Below are 18,195 nucleotides of genomic sequence, written 5' to 3'. Positions count from 1 at the left end.
TTTCCAACGTAATTCCGGTATAGTGCGCGCCGGCCTTAAGAGGCCCTCGTCAGGTATTGCAGTTACCCGAAGCCTGCTTCGGTAACTTGTCCGCATTGCGGACTATTCTTGACGATCCATTCATCAATACGTTTTCGCAAATCCCCGCCGACAAAGCAGCCAGGGTGACCTCAAGGTCGTACACGGCACGCGCAGCTTTGAAGCATGGGTCTTTGCGGATGCACCAGAGGCAGACCCATGACCCAGGAAATCGGCGGCTTCGCCGCTCTCGACCTTCATCCGAGTATTGTTGCAGCCGTCATCGCGACCGGCTACGAAGAGCCTTCGGCCATTCAGCATCAATCCATCCCGATTATTCTTGCCGGCCACGACATGATCGGCCAGGCGCAGACCGGTACCGGTAAAACCGCCGCGTTCGCCCTGCCAATCCTGCATCGTATCGATCCGAGCAAGCGTGAGCCGCAAGCACTGATTCTCGCTCCAACCCGCGAGCTGGCACTGCAGGTTGCCACCGCGTTTGAAACTTACGCCAAGCAGATGCCAGGCGTTACCGTCGTTGCCGTTTACGGTGGTGCACCCATGGGCCCACAGCTCAAGGCCATCCGCAATGGCGCGCAGATCGTTGTCGCCACGCCGGGTCGTCTGTGCGATCACCTGCGCCGTGACGAAAAAGTCCTGGCTACCGTGAACCACCTGGTTCTCGACGAAGCGGACGAAATGCTCAAGCTGGGCTTCATGGATGACCTGGAAGTCATCTTCAAGGCCATGCCGGAAAGCCGTCAGACCGTTCTGTTCTCGGCTACCCTGCCGCAGTCGATCCGTGCCATCGCCGAACGCCATCTGCGCGATCCGAAGCACGTCAAGATCCAGACCAAGACCCAGACCGTTACCGCGATCGAGCAGGCTCACCTGCTGGTTCACGCTGACCAGAAGACGTCTGCCGTACTGAGCCTGCTGGAAGTCGAGGATTTCGACGCCCTGATCATGTTCGTCCGTACCAAGCAGGCGACCCTGGATCTGGCAAGCGCCCTGGAAGCCAAAGGCTACAAGGCTGCTGCATTGAACGGCGATATCGCCCAGAACCAGCGTGAGCGCGTAATCGACTCCCTCAAGGATGGCCGTCTGGACATCGTTGTGGCGACCGACGTTGCTGCCCGTGGTCTCGACGTTCCGCGCATCACTCACGTGTTCAACGTTGACATGCCTTACGATCCTGAGTCCTACGTTCACCGTATCGGTCGTACCGGCCGTGCCGGTCGCGAAGGTCGTGCACTGCTGCTGGTGACTCCACGTGAGCGCCGCATGCTGCAAGTGATCGAGCGTGTGACTGGCCAGAAAGTCGTGGAAGTCCGCCTGCCGGATTCCCAGGCCGTTCTGGATGCCCGCATCAAGAAACTGACCAACAGCCTGTCGCCGCTGGTTGCCGATGCAGAAGCGAGCCATGGCGATCTGCTTGATCGTCTGACTGCCGATATCGGTTGCACGCCGCGTGCCCTGGCTGCGGCCCTGCTGCGCAAGGCCACCAATGGTCAGGCTCTGACCTTGTCTGCCATCGAGCGTGAGCGTCCACTGGTTCCGAACAACGCTCCGCGTGCTGATCGTGGCGAGCGTAGCGATCGCGGTGACCGTCCAGAGCGCGAGCGTCGTGCTCCGATGCCTCTGGCCGAAGGTCGTGCTCGTTGCCGTACCGCGCTGGGTGCGCGTGATGGTATCGCTGCCAAGAACCTGCTGGGTGCAATCCTCAACGAAGGCGGCCTGGCCCGCGAAGCGATCGGCCGTATCCAGGTTCGTGACAGCTTCAGCCTGGTCGAGCTGCCGGAAGATGGTCTTGAGCGTCTGCTGACCAAGCTCAAGGACACCCGCGTTGCTGGCAAGCAGTTGAAGCTGCGTCGCTATCGCGAAGACTGATCGACTCTTGAGTTGATCGTCAGATAAAAAAATCCCCGACTGGTTCGGGGATTTTTTTTGCTCGGGATTTGCTCAGTCGAAGCGGTAGATATCCATGCCCAGTGCGCCCATGGTGAAGCCCTGATACGCAATGCTGAATTTGCCGCCAGCTCCGCGAGCGAAATACAGGGGCAACAGGTGCTCATCGCTCGGATGGCTGCGCACGGCATGGGGTGCCAGGGTCCGGTAATTGTGCAGTGCAGACTCGTCGTTGCTTTCCAGCCGTTCGATCATCCAGTCTCGAAATGCTTTCGCCCAGGGCTCGATACTTTCAGGGCCGGCATTCCAGTCCAGTTCGCGCAGGTTATGGGTAATACTGCCGGAGCCTATGATCAGCACGCCCTGTTCGCGCAGGCTGGCGAGTGCCTGGCCGACGCGAGTCTGCAGGGCAGGGCCCTGGCGGCTTGGCAGGGAAACCTGCACCACCGGGATATCGGCTTGTGGATACATCAACGACAGTGGTACCCACACGCCGTGGTCAAAAGGGCGTCGGCTGTCTGTTCGGGCGGGCAATCCGTTTGCGGCCAGCAGTTCGACCACTTCAGCGGTCAGCTTCGGCAAACCCCTTGCAGGATATTGGACGGCGAACAGAGCGGCCGGGAAGCCGCCGAAGTCATGCCAGGTTTCCGGTTGCGGGTTGCCATTGACGATCAGCTCGTTGCTTTCCCAATGGGCTGAAACAATCACGATGGCCTTGGGGGCAGGCATTTCACTCGCCAGGCGGGCCAGCGCCGGACCGCTTTCGCCGGGTTCCAGGGCCAGCATGGGCGAGCCGTGGGAGATGAACAGGCTGGGAAACATGATGAGGTCCTGAGTGTCTGGGATGCGCTTATCTTGGGGCAGGGCATTGATCGGAATCCAATATAAGTTCTTAGGTATTCTGATCGAAATTCCTGAAGCGTTGCCGGGGCGTCAATCAGGCAGGCACAAAAAAGGGCGACTCGCGTCGCCCTTCCGGTTACAGCTCTGGATCAACCGCGACGGCGCAGCGCCTCGATACGCTCTTCCAGTGGCGGGTGGCTCATGAACAGGCCAGCCAGACCGTGCTTGAGGCCACCGTTGATGCCGAATGCGCTCATGGTGCTCGGCATGTTGACCGGTACGCCTTGTTCGGAGCGCAGGCGTTGCAGTGCGCCAATCATTGCGCTGGTGCCGGCCAGTCGGGCGCCGGCTTCGTCAGCCCGGTATTCGCGTTTGCGCGAGAACCACATCACGATGGCGCTGGCCAGGAAACCCAGGACCAGTTCAGCGAAGATCGTGGTGATGTAGTAAGCGATACCCTGACCGTTTTCAGTCTTGAAGATCACCTTGTCGACGAAGTTGCCGATGATCCTCGCAAAGAACATGACGAAGGTGTTCACCACGCCCTGTACCAGTGCCAGTGTCACCATGTCGCCATTGGCGACGTGACCGATTTCGTGGGCCAGTACTGCCTTGACTTCGTCGGGCGAGAAGCGCTCCAGCAAACCCTGGCTCACTGCAACCAGAGCGTCGTTCTTGTTCCAGCCCGTGGCGAAGGCGTTGGCCTCGTAGGCCGGGAAAATACCGACTTCCGGCATTTTGATACCGGCTTCCCTGGACAGTTGCTCCACGGTCTGCAGCAACCATTGCTCATGGCGAGTGCGAGGCTGGGTAATGATCTGCGTGCCGGTGCTCATTTTTGCCGACCACTTGGAGATGAGCAGCGAGAACAGCGAGCCGGCGAAACCGAACACGGCGCAGAAGACCAGCAGCTGATTGAGGTTGAGATCAACCCCATTGGCCGCCATGAACCCATTGAAGCCAAAAAGGCTCAAGGTAATGCTGGCAATCAGCACGACCGCAAGGTTAGTGGCCAAAAACAGCAAAATGCGCATCATGGTCGAAACGTTCTCCTGGGGAATAAATGCAACGTGATGCCGGGTATATAAGGTGATGCCCGCTGCTATTCAACAGAGGGACTATTTCAAACTGTGTCCTCTTGTCGTATTCGATGTTAATCCTCCCAACCTGAACGGCACCTGAGCCATGGCTGCGGGCGTCCTGGGGGGCTTGAGAGGAATGTGAGAAGGCGGGGAGGTATTGCAGGAACTGCCCCGAATCGGAGTCGGGGCAGGGCGCTCTGTGGGTTTATTGCTTGTAGCCTTTGACGAAGTTGCCGATGCGTCCGATGGCCTGTTCCAGGTCGTCGACACGCGGCAATGTCACCACGCGGAAGTGGTCAGGCCATGGCCAGTTGAATGCGGTGCCTTGCACAACGAGCAGCTTTTCCGAAAGCAGCAGGTCGAGGACGAATTTTTCGTCGTTGTGGATCGGGCAGACCTTCGGGTCGATACGCGGGAAGGCGTACAGCGCACCCATGGGCTTGACGCAGCTTACGCCGGGAATGTCGTTGAGCAGTTCCCAGGTACGGTTGCGTTGCTCCAGCAGGCGTCCCTGAGGCAGAACCAGGTCGTTGATGCTCTGGTAGCCGCCCAATGCGGTCTGGATAGCGTGCTGGCTGGGTACGTTGGCGCACAGGCGCATGTTGGCCAGGATGTCGATGCCTTCGATGTAGCTCTGGGCATTGTGCTTGGGGCCGGAAATGGCGACCCAGCCGGAGCGGAAGCCCGCAACGCGGTAGGACTTGGACAGCCCGTTGAAGGTCAGGCACAGCAGGTCTGGCGCAAGGGAGGCGGTGCTGATGTGTACGGCTTCGTCGTAGAGGATCTTGTCGTAGATTTCGTCCGAGAACACCACCAGATTGTGCTGGCGGGCCAGTTCCAGCATGCCCAGCAGCACTTCCTTTGAATACACGGCGCCGGTGGGGTTGTTCGGGTTGATGATCACCATGGCCTTGGTGTTCGGCGTGATCTTGGCCTTGATATCCTGCAGATCAGGCCACCAGTTGGCCTGCTCGTCGCACAGGTAATGCACCGGGTTGCCGCCTGCCAGGCTGACAGCGGCAGTCCAGAGCGGATAGTCCGGGGCCGGGATCAGGACTTCGTCGCCGTTGTTGAGCAGCGCCTGCATCGACATCACGATCAGTTCGGAGACGCCGTTGCCCAGGTAGATGTCTTCGATGCCGATGCCGTCGACCTGCTTCTGCTGGTAGTACTGCATCACGGCCTTGCGGGCGCTGAACAGGCCCTTGGAATCGCTGTAGCCCTGAGCGGTCGGCAGGTTGCGGATCACGTCTTGCAGGATCTCGTCCGGCGCCTCGAAACCAAACGGTGCCGGGTTGCCGATATTCAGCTTGAGGATGCGATGGCCTTCCTCTTCCAGGCGTTTGGCGTGCTTGAGCACTGGCCCGCGAATGTCATAACAGACGTTTGCGAGCTTGTTCGATTTGCTGAACTGCATGTGATTGATCCCGAAAATGGACGAGTTGTTGCTGGCTTGCAACGAAGGTCGCTGGACATGACCCGATGAAAATGGGTTTGTATGCGACAAACGCGGGTGACAGACTGACATCTGATGAGGCGCAATCATACGTGCCACCCGATCCGTGGAAAAGACACAGATCGGGCTTTTTCGGATTCGGAGGTGTACCTGTGGACAAGTTGCACAAGACGCTCGAAGAGTGGAAGCAAATGCTCGATCCAGAGCAGTACAACGTCTGTCGCCTGAAAGCGACCGAACGCCCCTTTACCGGCAAGTACAACGGCACGAAGACCGAAGGTGTCTATCATTGTGTGTGCTGTAACGAAGCGCTGTTCGATTCCACCACCAAGTTCGATTCCGGCTGTGGCTGGCCGAGTTTCTACGCGCCGATAGAAGGCAGTGCGGTGGTCGAAGTGCGGGACATCAGCCACGGGATGATTCGCACCGAAGTGGTGTGCGCCAGGTGCGACGCCCACCTGGGGCATGTATTTCCCGATGGTCCGCCACCCACCGGCCAGCGTTACTGCATCAATTCGGTGTGCCTGGATCTGGTGCCACGGGTTTAGCCGTCATTGGCGTGGTCTGGCTTATTGGCCTCTATCAACAGAGGAAATTGAATGCGCAGGCCATTCAATTGCACGCTAGGGTCTGTTGCTGTTTTGTTACCGGCTCTGCCATGAGAACGTGGCAGCAGACCCCGACGTCAATATTCATTTTTGAGGCATCGTCATGAGCGAGAACCTGTTGAGCATTCCTTGCACCACGATCAAGGGCGAGCAGAAGACCCTGGCCGATTTCGCCGGCAAGGCGGTGCTGGTGGTCAATACGGCAAGCAAGTGTGGTTTCACCCCGCAATACAAGGGGCTGGAAGCGCTATGGCAGCAATACCGCGATCGCGGGCTGGTGGTCCTGGGCTTTCCCTGCAACCAGTTCGGCAAGCAGGAACCCGGCAATGAAGGTGCTATCTCGGAGTTCTGCGAATTGAACTACGGCGTCAGCTTCCCGTTGTTCAAGAAAGTCGACGTCAATGGCGGTAACGCCCATCCGCTGTTCGTGCAGTTGAAGAAACGGGCGCCGGGCATTCTGGGGTCCCAGGGCATCAAGTGGAACTTCACCAAGTTTCTGGTCGACAAGGAGGGGAAACTGGTCAAACGTTTTTCCCCACGCACCAAGCCTGAAGAGCTGACCGGCGAGATCGAGGCCTTGCTCAAATAGCGCGGTTGCTCGGTGTGAGCGCAATCCACTGGTCCAGCATGCTGACCAGTTCTGCTCGGCGGAACGGCTTGGCCAGATAGTCGTTCATGCCGGCCGCCCTGCAACGTTCGCGCTCTTCGGGCATGGCATTGGCGGTCAGGGCGACGATAGGCAGGCCGGGCCAGCGTCCGCTGCTGCGGATCTGGCGGCTGGCCTCGTAACCGTCCATGACCGGCATGTTGCAGTCCATCAGGACCAGATCGAAGTTGCTGTGCTCCAGTTGCTCGATGGCCTCTGCGCCATGGGCGCTGACAATCACTTCACAGCCCAGCTTGCTGAGCATGCCTTTGGCGACCAGTTGATTGACCGGGTTGTCTTCCACCAGAAGGATGCGTGCCGGGCGCTGGGTCGCCAGTTCCTCGGGAGAGGTTTCGCTTATCCCGGGTTCTTCCATGTGCAGGGCGCGGCGCAAGGTGTTGTAGAGCGCGTTACGGGCCAGCGGTCGAGCCTGCTGCTGCAAGGGGGCCAGGGCGCTGACCTGTTCGACGGGCATGAAGTTGCCATAGGCCGTGACCAGCAGGATGGGCACTTGTGTGGTCGGGCGAATCGAGAACAGGCATTCCGGGCAATCGGTAATCACCAGGTCGGTATCGGGGTCGAGTTCCTGCTCGCAGGTCCGGTCATCGATGCCCCGGCGAGTAAAGGCGACTCCCCAACTGGGCAGCAGGGTGCCAAGCAGTTCCACCAGACCGCTGCCCGCCTTGCTGATCACGGTCACACGCCCCTTGAGCGCGGGTGGTGTCAGCGCTTTCAGATGTACCGGCAACGGCAGTTCGGCGCAGAACAGGCTGCCCAGGCCTGACTGGGACTGGATGCTCAGGCGGCCATTCATGGCTTCGCACAGGTTGTGAGTCAGGGAAAGGCCCAGCCCCGTGCCACCAAATTGCCGGGTGATCGCTGCTTCGGCTTGGGTGAAAGGCTGGAAGATCCGCTCCTGGGCTTCCTTGGGGATGCCGATTCCAGTGTCCCGGACTTCGATTCGCACCCGGTTTTCACCGGTTTCAGAATCCTGCGCGCAGGAAAGGCGCACATCCACGCGCCCGAAACGGGTGAACTTGAGCGCATTGGAGAGCAGGTTGCTGACGATCTGCCGGACCCGCGTGGGGTCGCCGATCACCAGTGGTGGAAAGTCCGGAGCAATCAGACAGGTCAGTTCCACGCTGGGGGCCGCGTTCTGCGAGAGCAGGTTGGCAGTGTCTTCGACCAGCATGCCCAGATCGAAAGGGATGCGCTCGATTTCCAGTTGTCCTGCGTTGAACTTGGACATGTCGAGAATATCGTTGAGCAGTTCCACCAGCACTTTGCCCGAGTCATGGGCAATCATCAGTTGCTGGCGTTGCTCGGCACTGAGTGGACCGTCCAGTGACAGGGCCAGCATGCCCAGCAATCCATTGAGCGGTGTGCGGATCTCATGGCTCATGTTCGCCAGGAAGGCCGTGCGGGCGTTGGCCATGTCCAGGGCAGTGCTGCGGGCGATCTGCAATTCCTCGTTGGACTGGCTGAGGCGAATGTTGCTGGCCTTGAGTTCGTTGGTGCGTGCCGAAACGATGTTTTCCAGTTCGTTCAGGTGATTGGTAAGCCGGTCCTCTGCCTCGCGACGTCTGGCGAACTCGGTGCTCATGGTTTCGATATGCAGGTTGAACGTCTTGACCAGTACGCCGATTTCATCGTTTTCATGATTGGGCGGGCAGGTCATTTTTTTCTGGATCGGGCTGCGCGGATCGTGACGGCTCAAATCCCGGATCAGGTTCACCAGCGGCTTGGTCAGGGTCGCGTAGAACAGCATGGTCAGGATCCCGGCCAGCACCAGACTGCGCACGAAGCCATTGAGCAGGGTGATCTCGGCACGCTGCAGGAAGTGGCTGCCAAAGGCGAAGGTGTCGACGGTCAGGCTCAGGGTGCCGATGACCTCGGTGGGCATATGGTCCAGATGCAGGACTTCTTCGAAATGCCGGCTTTCTCCGAACAGCCAGTCGCTGAGTACCCGATAGCGTCCGGTGGCCATGGGACGTTCGACGCTGGAGAGCACCATATTGTTGTTGTCGGTCAGTCTGGCGCTGACCACGGCGGGGGAGTGCAGCAGGCCCAGGGTCAGCTCCTGAGCCAGTTCGGCGTCGATGTTGTACGCCATGCGCGATGCCGGGTTATGGCTGATTTCCATCAGAGAGCCAATTTCACGATCGATGGAAGCATCTTCGCTGGCATAATCGAGGGCAATCTGGAGCAGACTGAGCAGGGTTCCAAGAATGAAACCGATCAGGACGGCCATTCTGGCTTGCTTGAACGACAGCCTGTTGGTGAACGATATATCCATGGAAGTTCAGTCACTTCTGATGCCCATTGCGGGGCAAGCATAGCCGATCGGGCCTTGTGGTTAATCAGTTAAATATAAGGAGGTTTCGTGGATTCTCGGTTGATGGCTTTTCTGGAGCGCGCCGATGCCGTGCTGACTCGTCTGGAGCCCTTGTTGCCTGCCGTTCGCGAGCCGCTGGACTGGTCCGCGACTCTGGCGGCGCGTTGGGTGCGAGAAGGGCGCAGCGGTTATCTGCTGCCCCTTGAAGTCAGCCTGGACATGCGCCTGTCGGACCTGATCGGTGTCGATCGGCAGCGGGACCAGTTGGGACGCAATACTCGCCAGTTCATCGATGGCCTGCCTGCCAACCATGCGTTGCTGTGGGGCTCGCGTGGTACCGGCAAGTCTTCGCTGATTCGGGCCTTGCTGGCTGAGTATGCCGGTGCAGGCCTGCGCCTGATCGAAATCGAACGCGACCATCTGGGTGACCTGCCGCGAGTGGTCGAGCAACTGCAGAAACTTCCCCAGCGCTTTGTGTTGTTCTGCGACGATCTTTCCTTCGAGTCGGGGGAAGGTGACTATCGCGTACTCAAGAGCGTGCTCGATGGCTCGCTCGAGCAGGCACCGGATAATGTGCTGCTCTATGCAACCTCCAACCGTCGCCATCTGGTGCCGGAGAAGGAGAGCGATAACGAAAACTGGAAGCATGTAGAAGGCGAGCTGCACCCCAGCGAGGCGGTGGAAGACAAGATCGCGCTGTCGGACCGCTTCGGCTTGTGGCTGTCTTTCTATCCGTTCACTCAGGAGCACTTCCTGAATGTCGTGGAACACTGGATTACCCAGCTGGCGCAGAAGGCCGGCCTGACCTGGCAGCGCGATGAAGAGCTGGACAAGGCGGCTGTCCGTTGGGCGACCGGGCGGGGTAATCGTAATGGTCGTTGTGCCTACCAGTTTGCGCGTTACTGGGTAGGCCTGAAATTGTTGGAGCAACAGGCATGATCGATTTGCAAGACGTGGGTGCGGGCCAGGAAGGTTATGACCTGCTGGCGGCACAGTTACAGGCGCTGCTGGCCGATGAGCGTGACTTCATTGCCAACGCCGCGCAGTTTTCTGCGTTTCTCTATACCCAGATAACGGATTTGAACTGGGCGGGCTTTTATCTGAATCGCAACGAAGAGCTGGTGCTCGGGCCGTTTCAGGGGCAGGTCGCCTGTGTGCGCATCCCGTTTGGGCGTGGTGTGTGCGGTGCTGCCGCCCAAAGCCGGCAAACCCAGCGGGTGGAAGATGTCCATACCTTTGCCGGGCACATCGCCTGCGACAGCGCTTCCAATAGCGAGCTGGTCATTCCGTTGATAAAGGAAGGGCGTCTGATCGGCGTGCTGGATCTGGACAGCCCGCAAGTCGGGCGATTCAAGGAGGAGGATCAGGAGGGGATCGAGCGTCTGGCGGCTATCTTTCTGGCGTCCACCGACTGCTGAACCGGGAGCCTGTCCGCCGTTGCGCAGTGCAGCGCAACGGCGGTGCGGTCATCAATCGTAGATGACCTTCTTCTTCCATTCCGATTCGACTTCGTCGGCCTTCAGGCCTTCGGTCAGGGCGTTGTCATCATCATCGGTAGGCGCTGTATTGGTCAGCACCATGGAGTTGGCGCGTGCCAGTTGTTTTTCCATGGCCTGCAACTGTTGTTGATAGGTCACAGGGTCCGGCTGGTTGCGCAGGTACTGCACGCCGCGCTCGAATGCCAGGCGGGCTTGACCTGGCTGATCTTGAGAGAGCGCAAGCTGGCCGAGGTTATTGAAGAACTCGATATGCAGGTTCACCAGGATGGTGCGGATTTCGCGAATCCAGTGTTTGGCTTCGCTGGTTGGCAGGAAACCGTCATGAGCGGCGCGAGTGACCTGGCCATGCAGCGCTTCCAATAGAAAGCGAATGTCCTTGGCCTTGGCTTCGGTCTGGATCGGGCTGACGGCGTTGGTGACCTGGATACGGTCGCCCTGTGCCACCAGTTCTTCCAGTTCGGTCACACGGGTCTTGAGCTGTGCGTTGCCTTTTTCCAGCGTAAGCATGCGCTGAACGACATTGAGCTCCAGGCGGGTCAGCAACAGCTTGAGGGCTGGCGACATGAGCTGGCCGGGGAAGGTCTCGCTGATTTCACTGCAACGACGTAGTCGGTCGTTGAGTTCTACCTTTGCACGAGCCTTGTCCAGTTTGCTGTTTTCAGCGACATGGTTCAGGTAGCCAATCGCTATAAGCAGCGCGATACCAGCTACTACCATCAACGTGATCATGAGTGGTGTCACTGCGCAAACCTCATTTTTTCCATAAATTATTGTGCGAGTGTAGTGGCTAAGCACTATTGCGCATAGATGCCTCCGTCGGACATTGCAACTAAATTTTCTCTTGGGACAAGAGTTTTCCGGCCAACGGTGTGAACCTTAAAGAGGGGCGAAGTCATTGATTTAAATAAATTTTCAGAAGGGGGTTGACGACCTGCCAAACCATCCATAGAATGCGCGCCACTTACAGCGTAAAGCACACAGCAAAGCGCAGTAAGTAGTGAATGTTGTACGTGTGTCCCCTTCGTCTAGTGGCCTAGGACACCGCCCTTTCACGGCGGTAACAGGGGTTCGAGTCCCCTAGGGGACGCCATATTGCGGGAATAGCTCAGTTGGTAGAGCACGACCTTGCCAAGGTCGGGGTCGCGAGTTCGAGTCTCGTTTCCCGCTCCAGTTTTATACAATTCTGCTCTCGGGCAGGGTTGAGTGAAACCAGAACCAAGTCTTCGGATACGGATCTGGACACTGGAACACACACCATGTGTTCCGGGTAGCGTGTCCCCTTCGTCTAGTGGCCTAGGACACCGCCCTTTCACGGCGGTAACAGGGGTTCGAGTCCCCTAGGGGACGCCATTGCGGGAATAGCTCAGTTGGTAGAGCACGACCTTGCCAAGGTCGGGGTCGCGAGTTCGAGTCTCGTTTCCCGCTCCATATTCTTCAAGAACGCCGCTCATTGAGCGGCGTTTTTGTTTTTGCGTTTTTTCCCTTCGCGAGCCTCCCATTCATCAGGAGGCGCGCTTTTTTCTTTCTATATATAGAAAGAGTCTTCAAGGCATCTGTGGCCGTTCGTTCGGCCGCAAATCGAAAACCAGTACTTCGGCATCGACGCCTTCACTCAAGTGAATCTGCTGTTCGTCACGCAGACGCACACCATCACCTTCCCCGAGACGCTCACCATTGAGCACGACACTGCCACGGGCGACATGTACGTAGGCATGGCGATCGGCTGCCAGTTCAAGGCTGGCCGTTTCATTACCGTCGAACAGACCGGCATAGACCCTGGCATCCTGACGGACTTTCAAAGAGCCATCGTTCCCTTCGGGGGAGATGATCAACTGCAGGCGTCCGCGTTTCTGTTCCGGGCTGAAGTGTTCCTGCTGATAGCTCGGTTGCGCACCGGCCACATTCGGCACAATCCAGATCTGCAGGAAATGCACCGGCTCGCTTGCCGAGTGATTGAACTCGCTGTGTGCAACGCCGCTGCCAGCGCTCATCAGTTGCACGTCGCCAGGTCGGATGACCGAGCCGGTCCCCAGTGTGTCCTTGTGCTCCAGGGCACCTTCGAGCACATAGGAGAAAATCTCCATGTCGCGATGGGGGTGCTGGCCGAACCCTTTGCCTGCTGCGACACGATCGTCATTGATCACCAGCAGATCGGAAAACCCCTGTTCCAGCGGGTTGTAGTAGCTGGCAAACGAGAAGGTGTGAAAGGATTTCAGCCAGCCATGGTTGGCTGCGCCACGATCAGAAGCTTTGCGAAGAGTCAGCATGATTCTTTCTCCATTCAGATGTCGAGGCTGAAAATTCAGGTATCGACCAAGTGAGAGAGAGGTTACTGGTTATCGAGACTGGCAATAAGTAGCTGAAAAACGAATGACTGTCCTGCTCTGGTTGACAGTGTCGGGCAGCCAGCAGAGCCGGGCCATCTTGTTCATAATGCGCAGTCTGTCTTCATTCAAGTGATGCGCGACTTATGAAAACCGTGGCGATGGTGCTGTTCCCGGACTTTCTCTTGCTCGATATGGCGGGGCCTATCGAGGTTTTTTCCATTGCCAATCGCTATCTGGCGCCCGACAAGCATTACCGGATATCGACCATTGGCACCGAGCAGGGCGCGCTTCGTGCGTCCAGCGGCGTCAACATCGTGGCTGACCGGCATATGGACCAGGCCGTGGAGGATTACGACCTTCTGCTGATACCCGGAGGGCCGGGGGCCTACAACGAAAGACATCAGCCTTTGTTGAACTGGCTGAATGAGGTCGCGCCCCGGTCTTCCTGCTACGGCTCCATTTGTACCGGAGCCTTCATTCTGGGGGATGCCGGTCTGCTCGACGGACATCGCGTGACCACTCACTGGCATTACACGGACCGGCTCATCAAGCGCTTCCCCAAGGCGCAGGTGGAAACCGATCAGATTTATATCCGTGATCGCAATCTCATGACTTCCGGTGGCGTCACTGCCGGTATCGACCTTTCGCTTGCGGTAGTTGCCCAGGATCATGGCAAGAAGGTCGCCCAGGATGTGGCCAAGGTGCTGCTGGTATTGATGAGGCGCCAGGGCGGCCAGGCGCAGTTCAGCCCCTTGATGACTGCCATTGCCTTGCAGGAAACCCCCGTTACCCGCGTACAGAACTACGTGCTGGAACATCTGGATGAGGCCTTCAGCGTCGAGCGCATGGCCAGTCTCGCCAATATGAGTGCCCGGCACTTTGCTCGCACCTTTGCCCGTGAAGTCGGGATGACGCCCATGGACTTCCTGCAGAGCGCCCGCATCGATCACGCCCGGAACCTGCTGGAAACCACAGAGCTGCCACTCAAGACCGTGGCTTATAAAAGCGGCTTCGGCAGCGTGCGGCACATGCGCTTCCTGTTCAGCGGCAAGATCGGGCTGACGCCAGCCCAGTATCGCGAGCAGTTCAGCTAAACACGCTCCATTGTCCGTATTGCGCACCGCAATGACCGTATCGCACCTCCTGTGCCGGTTGTCCCGGTTTTCCTGCCTGCCAAGATAAACACGAATCTTTTGCAAGGGTCGTGCGGTGGTCCGGATAGCCGGGTTTATCGGCGTGTGAACGGATATGGACAGCCTCAAGAATATACACAACGATTCGGTGCTGCGTTTCGGTCCCTATGTGTTTGATGTTCGTCAGCGTCAGGTGATGCAGGGCGACAAAACATTGCGTGTGGGGAGCAGGGCGCTTGAGATCCTTCAGGTGCTGATCGGGCAGGCGGGCAGCATTGTCAGCAAGAGCAGCCTCATTGCTCAGGTCTGGCCCGACTCTATCGTCGAAGATATCAATTTGCGTGTGCAGGTCGCGGCCTTGCGTCGAGCCTTGAAAGACGGGCAGAAGGGGCAGCGCTTTATCGAGACGGTTCCCTTGCGAGGTTATTGCTTCGTGGCCAGGGTCGAGCAGGTGGAGGCGAACCCGCAGATCAATGCGCCGAAGCACAATCTGCCTGCGCGCCTGACATCGGTGATTGGTCGCGATGAAGTCGTGGGCAGGATCGTGCGTCAGTTGCCGGGAGTACGCCTCATGACTCTGGTCGGACCTGGCGGTATCGGCAAGACAACGGTGGCCTGCCGGGTCGCTGAATCACTGCTCAGGCATTATCCGGATGGTGCCTGGCTTATCGACTTTTCAGTTCTGGATGACCCGCAGCAGGTGGCCGGCCAAATGGCTTCGGCGCTGGGGCTTGGCAGAGACTCGTCTCTGGCTGATCTGGCCTCGACGCTGGCCGGACGGCGTGCGCTGTTGATCTTCGACGGTTGCGAACATCAGCTTGAAAACAGTCGGCGCTGGGCCGAAACCCTGTTGCCGGCTTGTGCCCATCTGTCGATTCTGGTGACCAGCCGTCAGGCGCTGCAGGCCAGAGGCGAATCCGTGTTGGGGCTGCCGGCGCTGACCATTGCATCCTCAGGTACACGTGACGCCATGGCCTGTTCGGCCATGCAGCTTTTTGTCCGTCGTGCTCAGGCTTCCAGGCAAGGTTTTGTCTTGCATAAACAGGATGTAGCGACAGTGGCTGATATCTGTCGACGGCTCGATGGCATTCCTTTGGCTATCGAGCTGGCGGCTGCGAGAATCGACGTCTTTGGATTGACGGGTTTGCAAGCTCAATTGGACAAGGGGGTTCATTTGCCAGGCTTTGGCCGGCGTACCTCTGTCCTGCGTCACCAGACCTTCAAGGCATCCCTGGACTGGAGTTTCGAGCGACTGAGCCAGCACGAGCAAATCGTACTGCAGCGTATTGCGGTCTTTGGTTCGGCCTTCACGAAGTCGGCTGCCACTGCAGTCTGCAGCTGTGTTTCGTTGCACGCCGAAGGCATCGGCAAGGCGCTGGAGCAATTGGTGGACAAATCGCTGCTGTCGATAAGCCAGGGCGGTAGCAGCTTGCGTTATGACTTGCTGCGCACCACTCGTTTTTATGCGCTGGAGAAACTGCAAGCCAGTGGTGACGGGCGAGTATACGAGGCTCGTCTTGCACGTTATCTCGGTATGGAGCGCTTCGCAGTAGCGCGCGCTCCGTCACCGCAACTGATCGAGTAATTGCCGGGCCGCGATCAGGTCCGGCGTTGTGAAGCCTTCGGTGAACCGTGCATGCACAGGCTCCAGCAAAGCGTATGCCTGCTGCCTGTAGCCCTGACGCTGCTTGAGCCTGGCGAGTGAAGTGGCGCTGCGCAGTTCCCAGGCCAGGGCACCCTGTTTCTGCGCCACGCTCAATGCCTTGAGCAGTATGGCTTCGGCGGTGTCGGCGTCTTCAGGTGGGAGAGTGTCGGCTCTGGCGCGCAGGATTTCCGATGTACACCAGCCTGCTGCTCCGCTTTGCGCCCGCTCGAACAGGGCATCGTCGACCGGGCCTGGACGCAGGGTGATCATGATGTCTCTGATGAACCCGGTACTGTCCGCAAAATTGTTCTCGGTGGCTGGGGACGTCATCAACTGCGCGTAACGCTGCCCCCAGTCATAAAACAGCAGTGCCGAATGCCTTTGCGACTGGTCGCGCAGCAGCTTCAACAACTCGGTGGCTGTCTGGGTATCGCCGTTGTAGAGGGCGATGACGCAACCGGCCAGGGAGAGGGTGTGGCAGATGGACGTTCCATGTTTGATCTGCAGGGCAATGTCCAGCGCCTGCCGGGCGGTCTGCCACGCAAGCTCGGGACGTCCTTGCAGCCATAGAATGCGCGCCAGAATGGTCAGGGCCGCAACGCTCTGATCGTATTGCACGCCGAAAACATACGTGAATTGATGAGGATGTCCGCTTTGAGCCATGCGCTGAATGACCTGCTCGGCATTCAGCCGTGCCAGGGTCTGATCGCCGGAAAAGTGCAGCGCCAGAACCCGTAAGCGATGGGTGCTCATGCAGATAAAGGTATCGGTGTTCATGCCCAGCCGATTGAACTGGCGATTCTGTTCAAGGGCTTGCAGGTAATCACCGCGACACACGTCAACGATCATCTTTCCTGAAATGGCCTGCAACTGGCCCGCCAGATCATTGTGATGCTCGGCCAGTACCCGTGCGCTCATGAAAGCGTCCAGCGCTTCGGGCGTGTCGCTACGGGTATGAAAGGAAATGCTGCCCAGTGCCAGCTTCAGGGGGATCAGCAGCTTCGCGGGTGCAAGGGGATCGGTTTCCAGCAGCCTCAGTGCCTTGCGCACATAGAAGTCGTGTTCTTTGAGCAACGATAATTCCTGCCAGAGAGGTGTGCTGTTGGCAACCAGCTCGATGGCCAGCCTCTGCGCGTGAGCGCTGTTGAATCCCCACTCCAATGCTGTCCTTATGTCTTCCAGGCTGTAGATATAGCGGTCGATCCACTGCTGAGTGGGAATGTGCTCCCAGTCTTGCTGGGCCTGTTGCATGAGCACGAGGCAGCGCCGTGCATGGCGTTCGCGAAGCTCGGGCAGTTGTTCGTGCTGGAGCAGTTTTTCCAGTGCATGGCTGCGGGTGGTATCCAGCAAGTGATAGAGGATCTCGTCGTCCACGAACTCGACATTGAGCAGCGACTTGCTGACCAGTTGGGGAAGGATGGCCAGGACTTCCTGCGGGCTGATCTGCGGATCCACCACCACCGCCATGACGGACTCCAGGGTGAAGCGGTCCTTGAAGATGCTCAGGCGTTGCAGGCACGTCTGCTCGCTGGCGCTCAGCATCTGGAAGCTCCAGTCCAGCGTGGCGCGCAAGGTCTGATGGCGAGCCAATCCATCCGGATGGCTTTGGCCGTGTAGACGGAAACTGGTTTGCAGGTGTTCAAGCAGTTTGCTGAAACCCAGGTTACCCACCTGAGCAGCGGCCAGTTCGATGGCCAGGGGAATACCCTCCAGGCGCTGGCATATCTCAATGGCCATGGGCAGGTTGGCTTCGGTCAGTTCAAAGTGTTCCTGACTGGCCATGGCGCGTTCGACGAACAATTGCAGGGCCGCAAAATTCATGGCTTCGGCGCTGCTCGTACCCTCGAAGGGCGGGCAGTCCAGAGGTTCCAGGCGCTCGACCCATTCGCCATCGACCTGCAGGCTTTCGCGGCTGGTGATCAGAATGTGTACATCGGGGGCGCTGCGCAGAATGCTTTCGCTCAGCAGGGCAATGGTATCGACCATGTGCTCGCAGTTGTCGATCACCAGCAGCATCCTGCGATCGTGCAGGTAGGCGCCAAGATGGCTCATGGGGTCGTCATCGTGTATAGCGATGTCGAGCAGCAGGGCCAGGTGAGTCGCGACCATTGCCGGATCGGTCAGGGGCGCCAGGTCCATGAGACGAATGCCATCGCGATACTGGCCGATCAACTGCTCCGCAACCCGCAGGGCGACGGTGGTCTTGCCGATGCCGCCGGGGCCGGTCAGGGAAATGAAACGGTGTTGTTGCAGTTGGCTTGCCAGCCTGCTTACCAGTGCATCACGTCCCAGGATGCGCGATTGACGAGTGGGCAGATTGTGGCTGGTCGAGATTTTCATAGGGGCATCTGGCCTGTGTTCGACCCGTTGCAGGGCGATGGGAGCAACAAAGCTGTAACCACGTTGTGCAACTGTAACAATATAACGCTGTCCCGCCTGGCCATCGCCCAGCGCTTTGCGCAGCGCAGCCATATGTACGCGCAGATTGCTGTCCTCGACCACAGTCTTGGGCCAGACATGGGCAATGAGTTGTTGTTTGCTGACCGTATCCCCGGCATGTTCGATAAGGATCAACAGGATATCCAGGGCGCGACTGCCCAGCCGCACGGGACGGTCGGCTTCCAGCACCAGACGTTGCTGCGGGTAGATCCGATAAGGGCCGAAATGCACGGCCGGCTCGGTGAGAAGGGTCAAG

General features: G+C 58.6%; 14 protein-coding genes and 4 tRNA genes. 11 read left to right on the top strand and 7 right to left on the bottom strand.

All coding sequences use genetic code 11. From position 1 onward, the window contains the following. Window positions 1-204: 204 nt before the first annotated feature. Complete coding sequence (locus tag CKW23_RS09500) at window positions 205-1,908, top strand: DEAD/DEAH box helicase (RefSeq protein WP_176767536.1); 1,704 nt, start codon at window positions 205-207, stop codon at window positions 1,906-1,908. A 72-nt stretch (window positions 1,909-1,980) separates the two neighbouring features. Here CKW23_RS09500 and CKW23_RS09495 read toward each other — a convergent pair whose 3' ends face one another. The 3 genes from CKW23_RS09495 to CKW23_RS09485 form a co-directional block, all read right to left on the bottom strand. After that, on the bottom strand, window positions 1,981-2,748 hold the full coding sequence (locus CKW23_RS09495) for a class III extradiol ring-cleavage dioxygenase (RefSeq protein WP_025261264.1): 768 nt from the start codon (window positions 2,746-2,748) through the stop codon (window positions 1,981-1,983). Between the two features lie 170 nt (window positions 2,749-2,918). Continuing rightward, the gene (gene htpX / locus CKW23_RS09490; RefSeq protein WP_025261263.1) at window positions 2,919-3,806 is read right to left on the bottom strand and encodes a protease HtpX; all 888 of its coding nucleotides are present in this window, start codon (window positions 3,804-3,806) and stop codon (window positions 2,919-2,921) included. Window positions 3,807-4,056: 250 nt separating this feature from the next. Then, the gene (locus CKW23_RS09485; RefSeq protein ID WP_025261262.1) at window positions 4,057-5,268 is read right to left on the bottom strand and encodes a pyridoxal phosphate-dependent aminotransferase; all 1,212 of its coding nucleotides are present in this window, start codon (window positions 5,266-5,268) and stop codon (window positions 4,057-4,059) included. Between the two features lie 191 nt (window positions 5,269-5,459). On the opposite strand from CKW23_RS09485, the gene msrB reads away from it, so the two are divergent. Both msrB and CKW23_RS09475 read left to right on the top strand, forming a co-directional pair. Further along, window positions 5,460-5,855 carry a peptide-methionine (R)-S-oxide reductase MsrB gene (gene msrB, locus CKW23_RS09480; protein ID WP_025261261.1) on the top strand — a complete coding sequence of 132 codons (396 nt, stop codon included), beginning with the start codon at window positions 5,460-5,462 and terminating at the stop codon, window positions 5,853-5,855. A gap of 163 nt (window positions 5,856-6,018) precedes the next feature. Next, a complete protein-coding gene (locus tag CKW23_RS09475; RefSeq protein ID WP_025261260.1) occupies window positions 6,019-6,504 on the top strand; it encodes a glutathione peroxidase in 486 nt (161 codons plus the stop codon). On the opposite strand, the gene CKW23_RS09470 is transcribed toward CKW23_RS09475, so the two are convergent. Beyond that, a complete protein-coding gene (locus CKW23_RS09470; RefSeq protein ID WP_095067480.1) occupies window positions 6,497-8,857 on the bottom strand; it encodes an ATP-binding protein in 2,361 nt (786 codons plus the stop codon). The two genes, CKW23_RS09475 and CKW23_RS09470, sit on opposite strands and share 8 nt — an antisense overlap. 87 nt (window positions 8,858-8,944) lie before the next feature. Between CKW23_RS09470 and CKW23_RS09465 the strand changes: the two genes are divergently transcribed. Then, a complete protein-coding gene (locus CKW23_RS09465) occupies window positions 8,945-9,835 on the top strand; it encodes an ATP-binding protein (protein ID WP_025261258.1) in 891 nt (296 codons plus the stop codon). Further along, a complete protein-coding gene (locus tag CKW23_RS09460; RefSeq protein ID WP_095067479.1) occupies window positions 9,832-10,314 on the top strand; it encodes a GAF domain-containing protein in 483 nt (160 codons plus the stop codon). Before CKW23_RS09465 ends, CKW23_RS09460 begins: the two co-directional genes overlap by 4 nt. A gap of 51 nt (window positions 10,315-10,365) precedes the next feature. Here the strand turns inward: CKW23_RS09460 and CKW23_RS09455 are convergent, their stop codons facing one another. Next, window positions 10,366-11,124, bottom strand: coding sequence for a hypothetical protein (locus tag CKW23_RS09455; RefSeq protein ID WP_074568815.1), 759 nt, complete (start codon window positions 11,122-11,124; stop codon window positions 10,366-10,368). A gap of 285 nt (window positions 11,125-11,409) precedes the next feature. On the opposite strand from CKW23_RS09455, the gene CKW23_RS09450 reads away from it, so the two are divergent. From CKW23_RS09450 to CKW23_RS09435, 4 genes are all read left to right on the top strand, one after another. Further along, a tRNA-Glu gene (locus CKW23_RS09450) sits at window positions 11,410-11,485 on the top strand. A 4-nt stretch (window positions 11,486-11,489) separates the two neighbouring features. Continuing rightward, window positions 11,490-11,565: transfer RNA gene (locus CKW23_RS09445), tRNA-Gly, on the top strand. A gap of 104 nt (window positions 11,566-11,669) precedes the next feature. After that, window positions 11,670-11,745 (top strand) — tRNA-Glu (locus CKW23_RS09440). Between the two features lie 2 nt (window positions 11,746-11,747). Continuing rightward, window positions 11,748-11,823: transfer RNA gene (locus CKW23_RS09435), tRNA-Gly, on the top strand. Window positions 11,824-11,939: 116 nt separating this feature from the next. Here the strand turns inward: CKW23_RS09435 and CKW23_RS09430 are convergent. Further along, entirely contained in the window at window positions 11,940-12,662 is a 723-nt protein-coding gene (locus CKW23_RS09430; RefSeq protein ID WP_025261255.1) for a pirin family protein, read from the bottom strand. Between the two features lie 203 nt (window positions 12,663-12,865). Between CKW23_RS09430 and CKW23_RS09425 the strand changes: the two genes are divergently transcribed. Beyond that, on the top strand, window positions 12,866-13,816 hold the full coding sequence (locus tag CKW23_RS09425; RefSeq protein WP_025261254.1) for a GlxA family transcriptional regulator: 951 nt from the start codon (window positions 12,866-12,868) through the stop codon (window positions 13,814-13,816). A gap of 154 nt (window positions 13,817-13,970) precedes the next feature. Then, a complete protein-coding gene (locus tag CKW23_RS09420; protein ID WP_095067478.1) occupies window positions 13,971-15,440 on the top strand; it encodes a winged helix-turn-helix domain-containing protein in 1,470 nt (489 codons plus the stop codon). On the opposite strand, the gene CKW23_RS09415 is transcribed toward CKW23_RS09420, so the two are convergent. After that, the gene (locus tag CKW23_RS09415) at window positions 15,420-18,194 is read right to left on the bottom strand and encodes a winged helix-turn-helix domain-containing protein (protein WP_095067477.1); all 2,775 of its coding nucleotides are present in this window, start codon (window positions 18,192-18,194) and stop codon (window positions 15,420-15,422) included. The two genes, CKW23_RS09420 and CKW23_RS09415, sit on opposite strands and share 21 nt — an antisense overlap. Window position 18,195 lies beyond the last annotated feature (1 nt).

Source organism: Pseudomonas sp. Irchel 3A18 (assembly GCF_900187465.1).
Lineage (GTDB): Bacteria > Pseudomonadota > Gammaproteobacteria > Pseudomonadales > Pseudomonadaceae > Aquipseudomonas > Aquipseudomonas cichorii.
The sequence above is the reverse complement of the archived record's forward strand: the minus strand, read 5'-3'. Positions and strand labels throughout refer to the sequence as shown.

What these genes read in the sequence shown, in the direction of transcription:
- CKW23_RS09485 (WP_025261262.1), bottom strand. Translation starts at nt 5,268, where the DNA reads ATGCAGTTCAGCAAATCGAACAAGCTCGCAAACGTCTGTTATGACATT.
- CKW23_RS09425 (WP_025261254.1), top strand. Translation starts at nt 12,866, where the DNA reads ATGAAAACCGTGGCGATGGTGCTGTTCCCGGACTTTCTCTTGCTCGAT.
- CKW23_RS09455 (WP_074568815.1), bottom strand. Translation starts at nt 11,124, where the DNA reads ATGATCACGTTGATGGTAGTAGCTGGTATCGCGCTGCTTATAGCGATT.
- CKW23_RS09495 (WP_025261264.1), bottom strand. Translation starts at nt 2,748, where the DNA reads ATGTTTCCCAGCCTGTTCATCTCCCACGGCTCGCCCATGCTGGCCCTG.
- CKW23_RS09420 (WP_095067478.1), top strand. Translation starts at nt 13,971, where the DNA reads ATGGACAGCCTCAAGAATATACACAACGATTCGGTGCTGCGTTTCGGT.
- CKW23_RS09475 (WP_025261260.1), top strand. Translation starts at nt 6,019, where the DNA reads ATGAGCGAGAACCTGTTGAGCATTCCTTGCACCACGATCAAGGGCGAG.
- CKW23_RS09500 (WP_176767536.1), top strand. Translation starts at nt 205, where the DNA reads ATGGGTCTTTGCGGATGCACCAGAGGCAGACCCATGACCCAGGAAATC.
- CKW23_RS09430 (WP_025261255.1), bottom strand. Translation starts at nt 12,662, where the DNA reads ATGCTGACTCTTCGCAAAGCTTCTGATCGTGGCGCAGCCAACCATGGC.
- CKW23_RS09460 (WP_095067479.1), top strand. Translation starts at nt 9,832, where the DNA reads ATGATCGATTTGCAAGACGTGGGTGCGGGCCAGGAAGGTTATGACCTG.
- htpX (WP_025261263.1), bottom strand. Translation starts at nt 3,806, where the DNA reads ATGATGCGCATTTTGCTGTTTTTGGCCACTAACCTTGCGGTCGTGCTG.
- CKW23_RS09470 (WP_095067480.1), bottom strand. Translation starts at nt 8,857, where the DNA reads ATGGATATATCGTTCACCAACAGGCTGTCGTTCAAGCAAGCCAGAATG.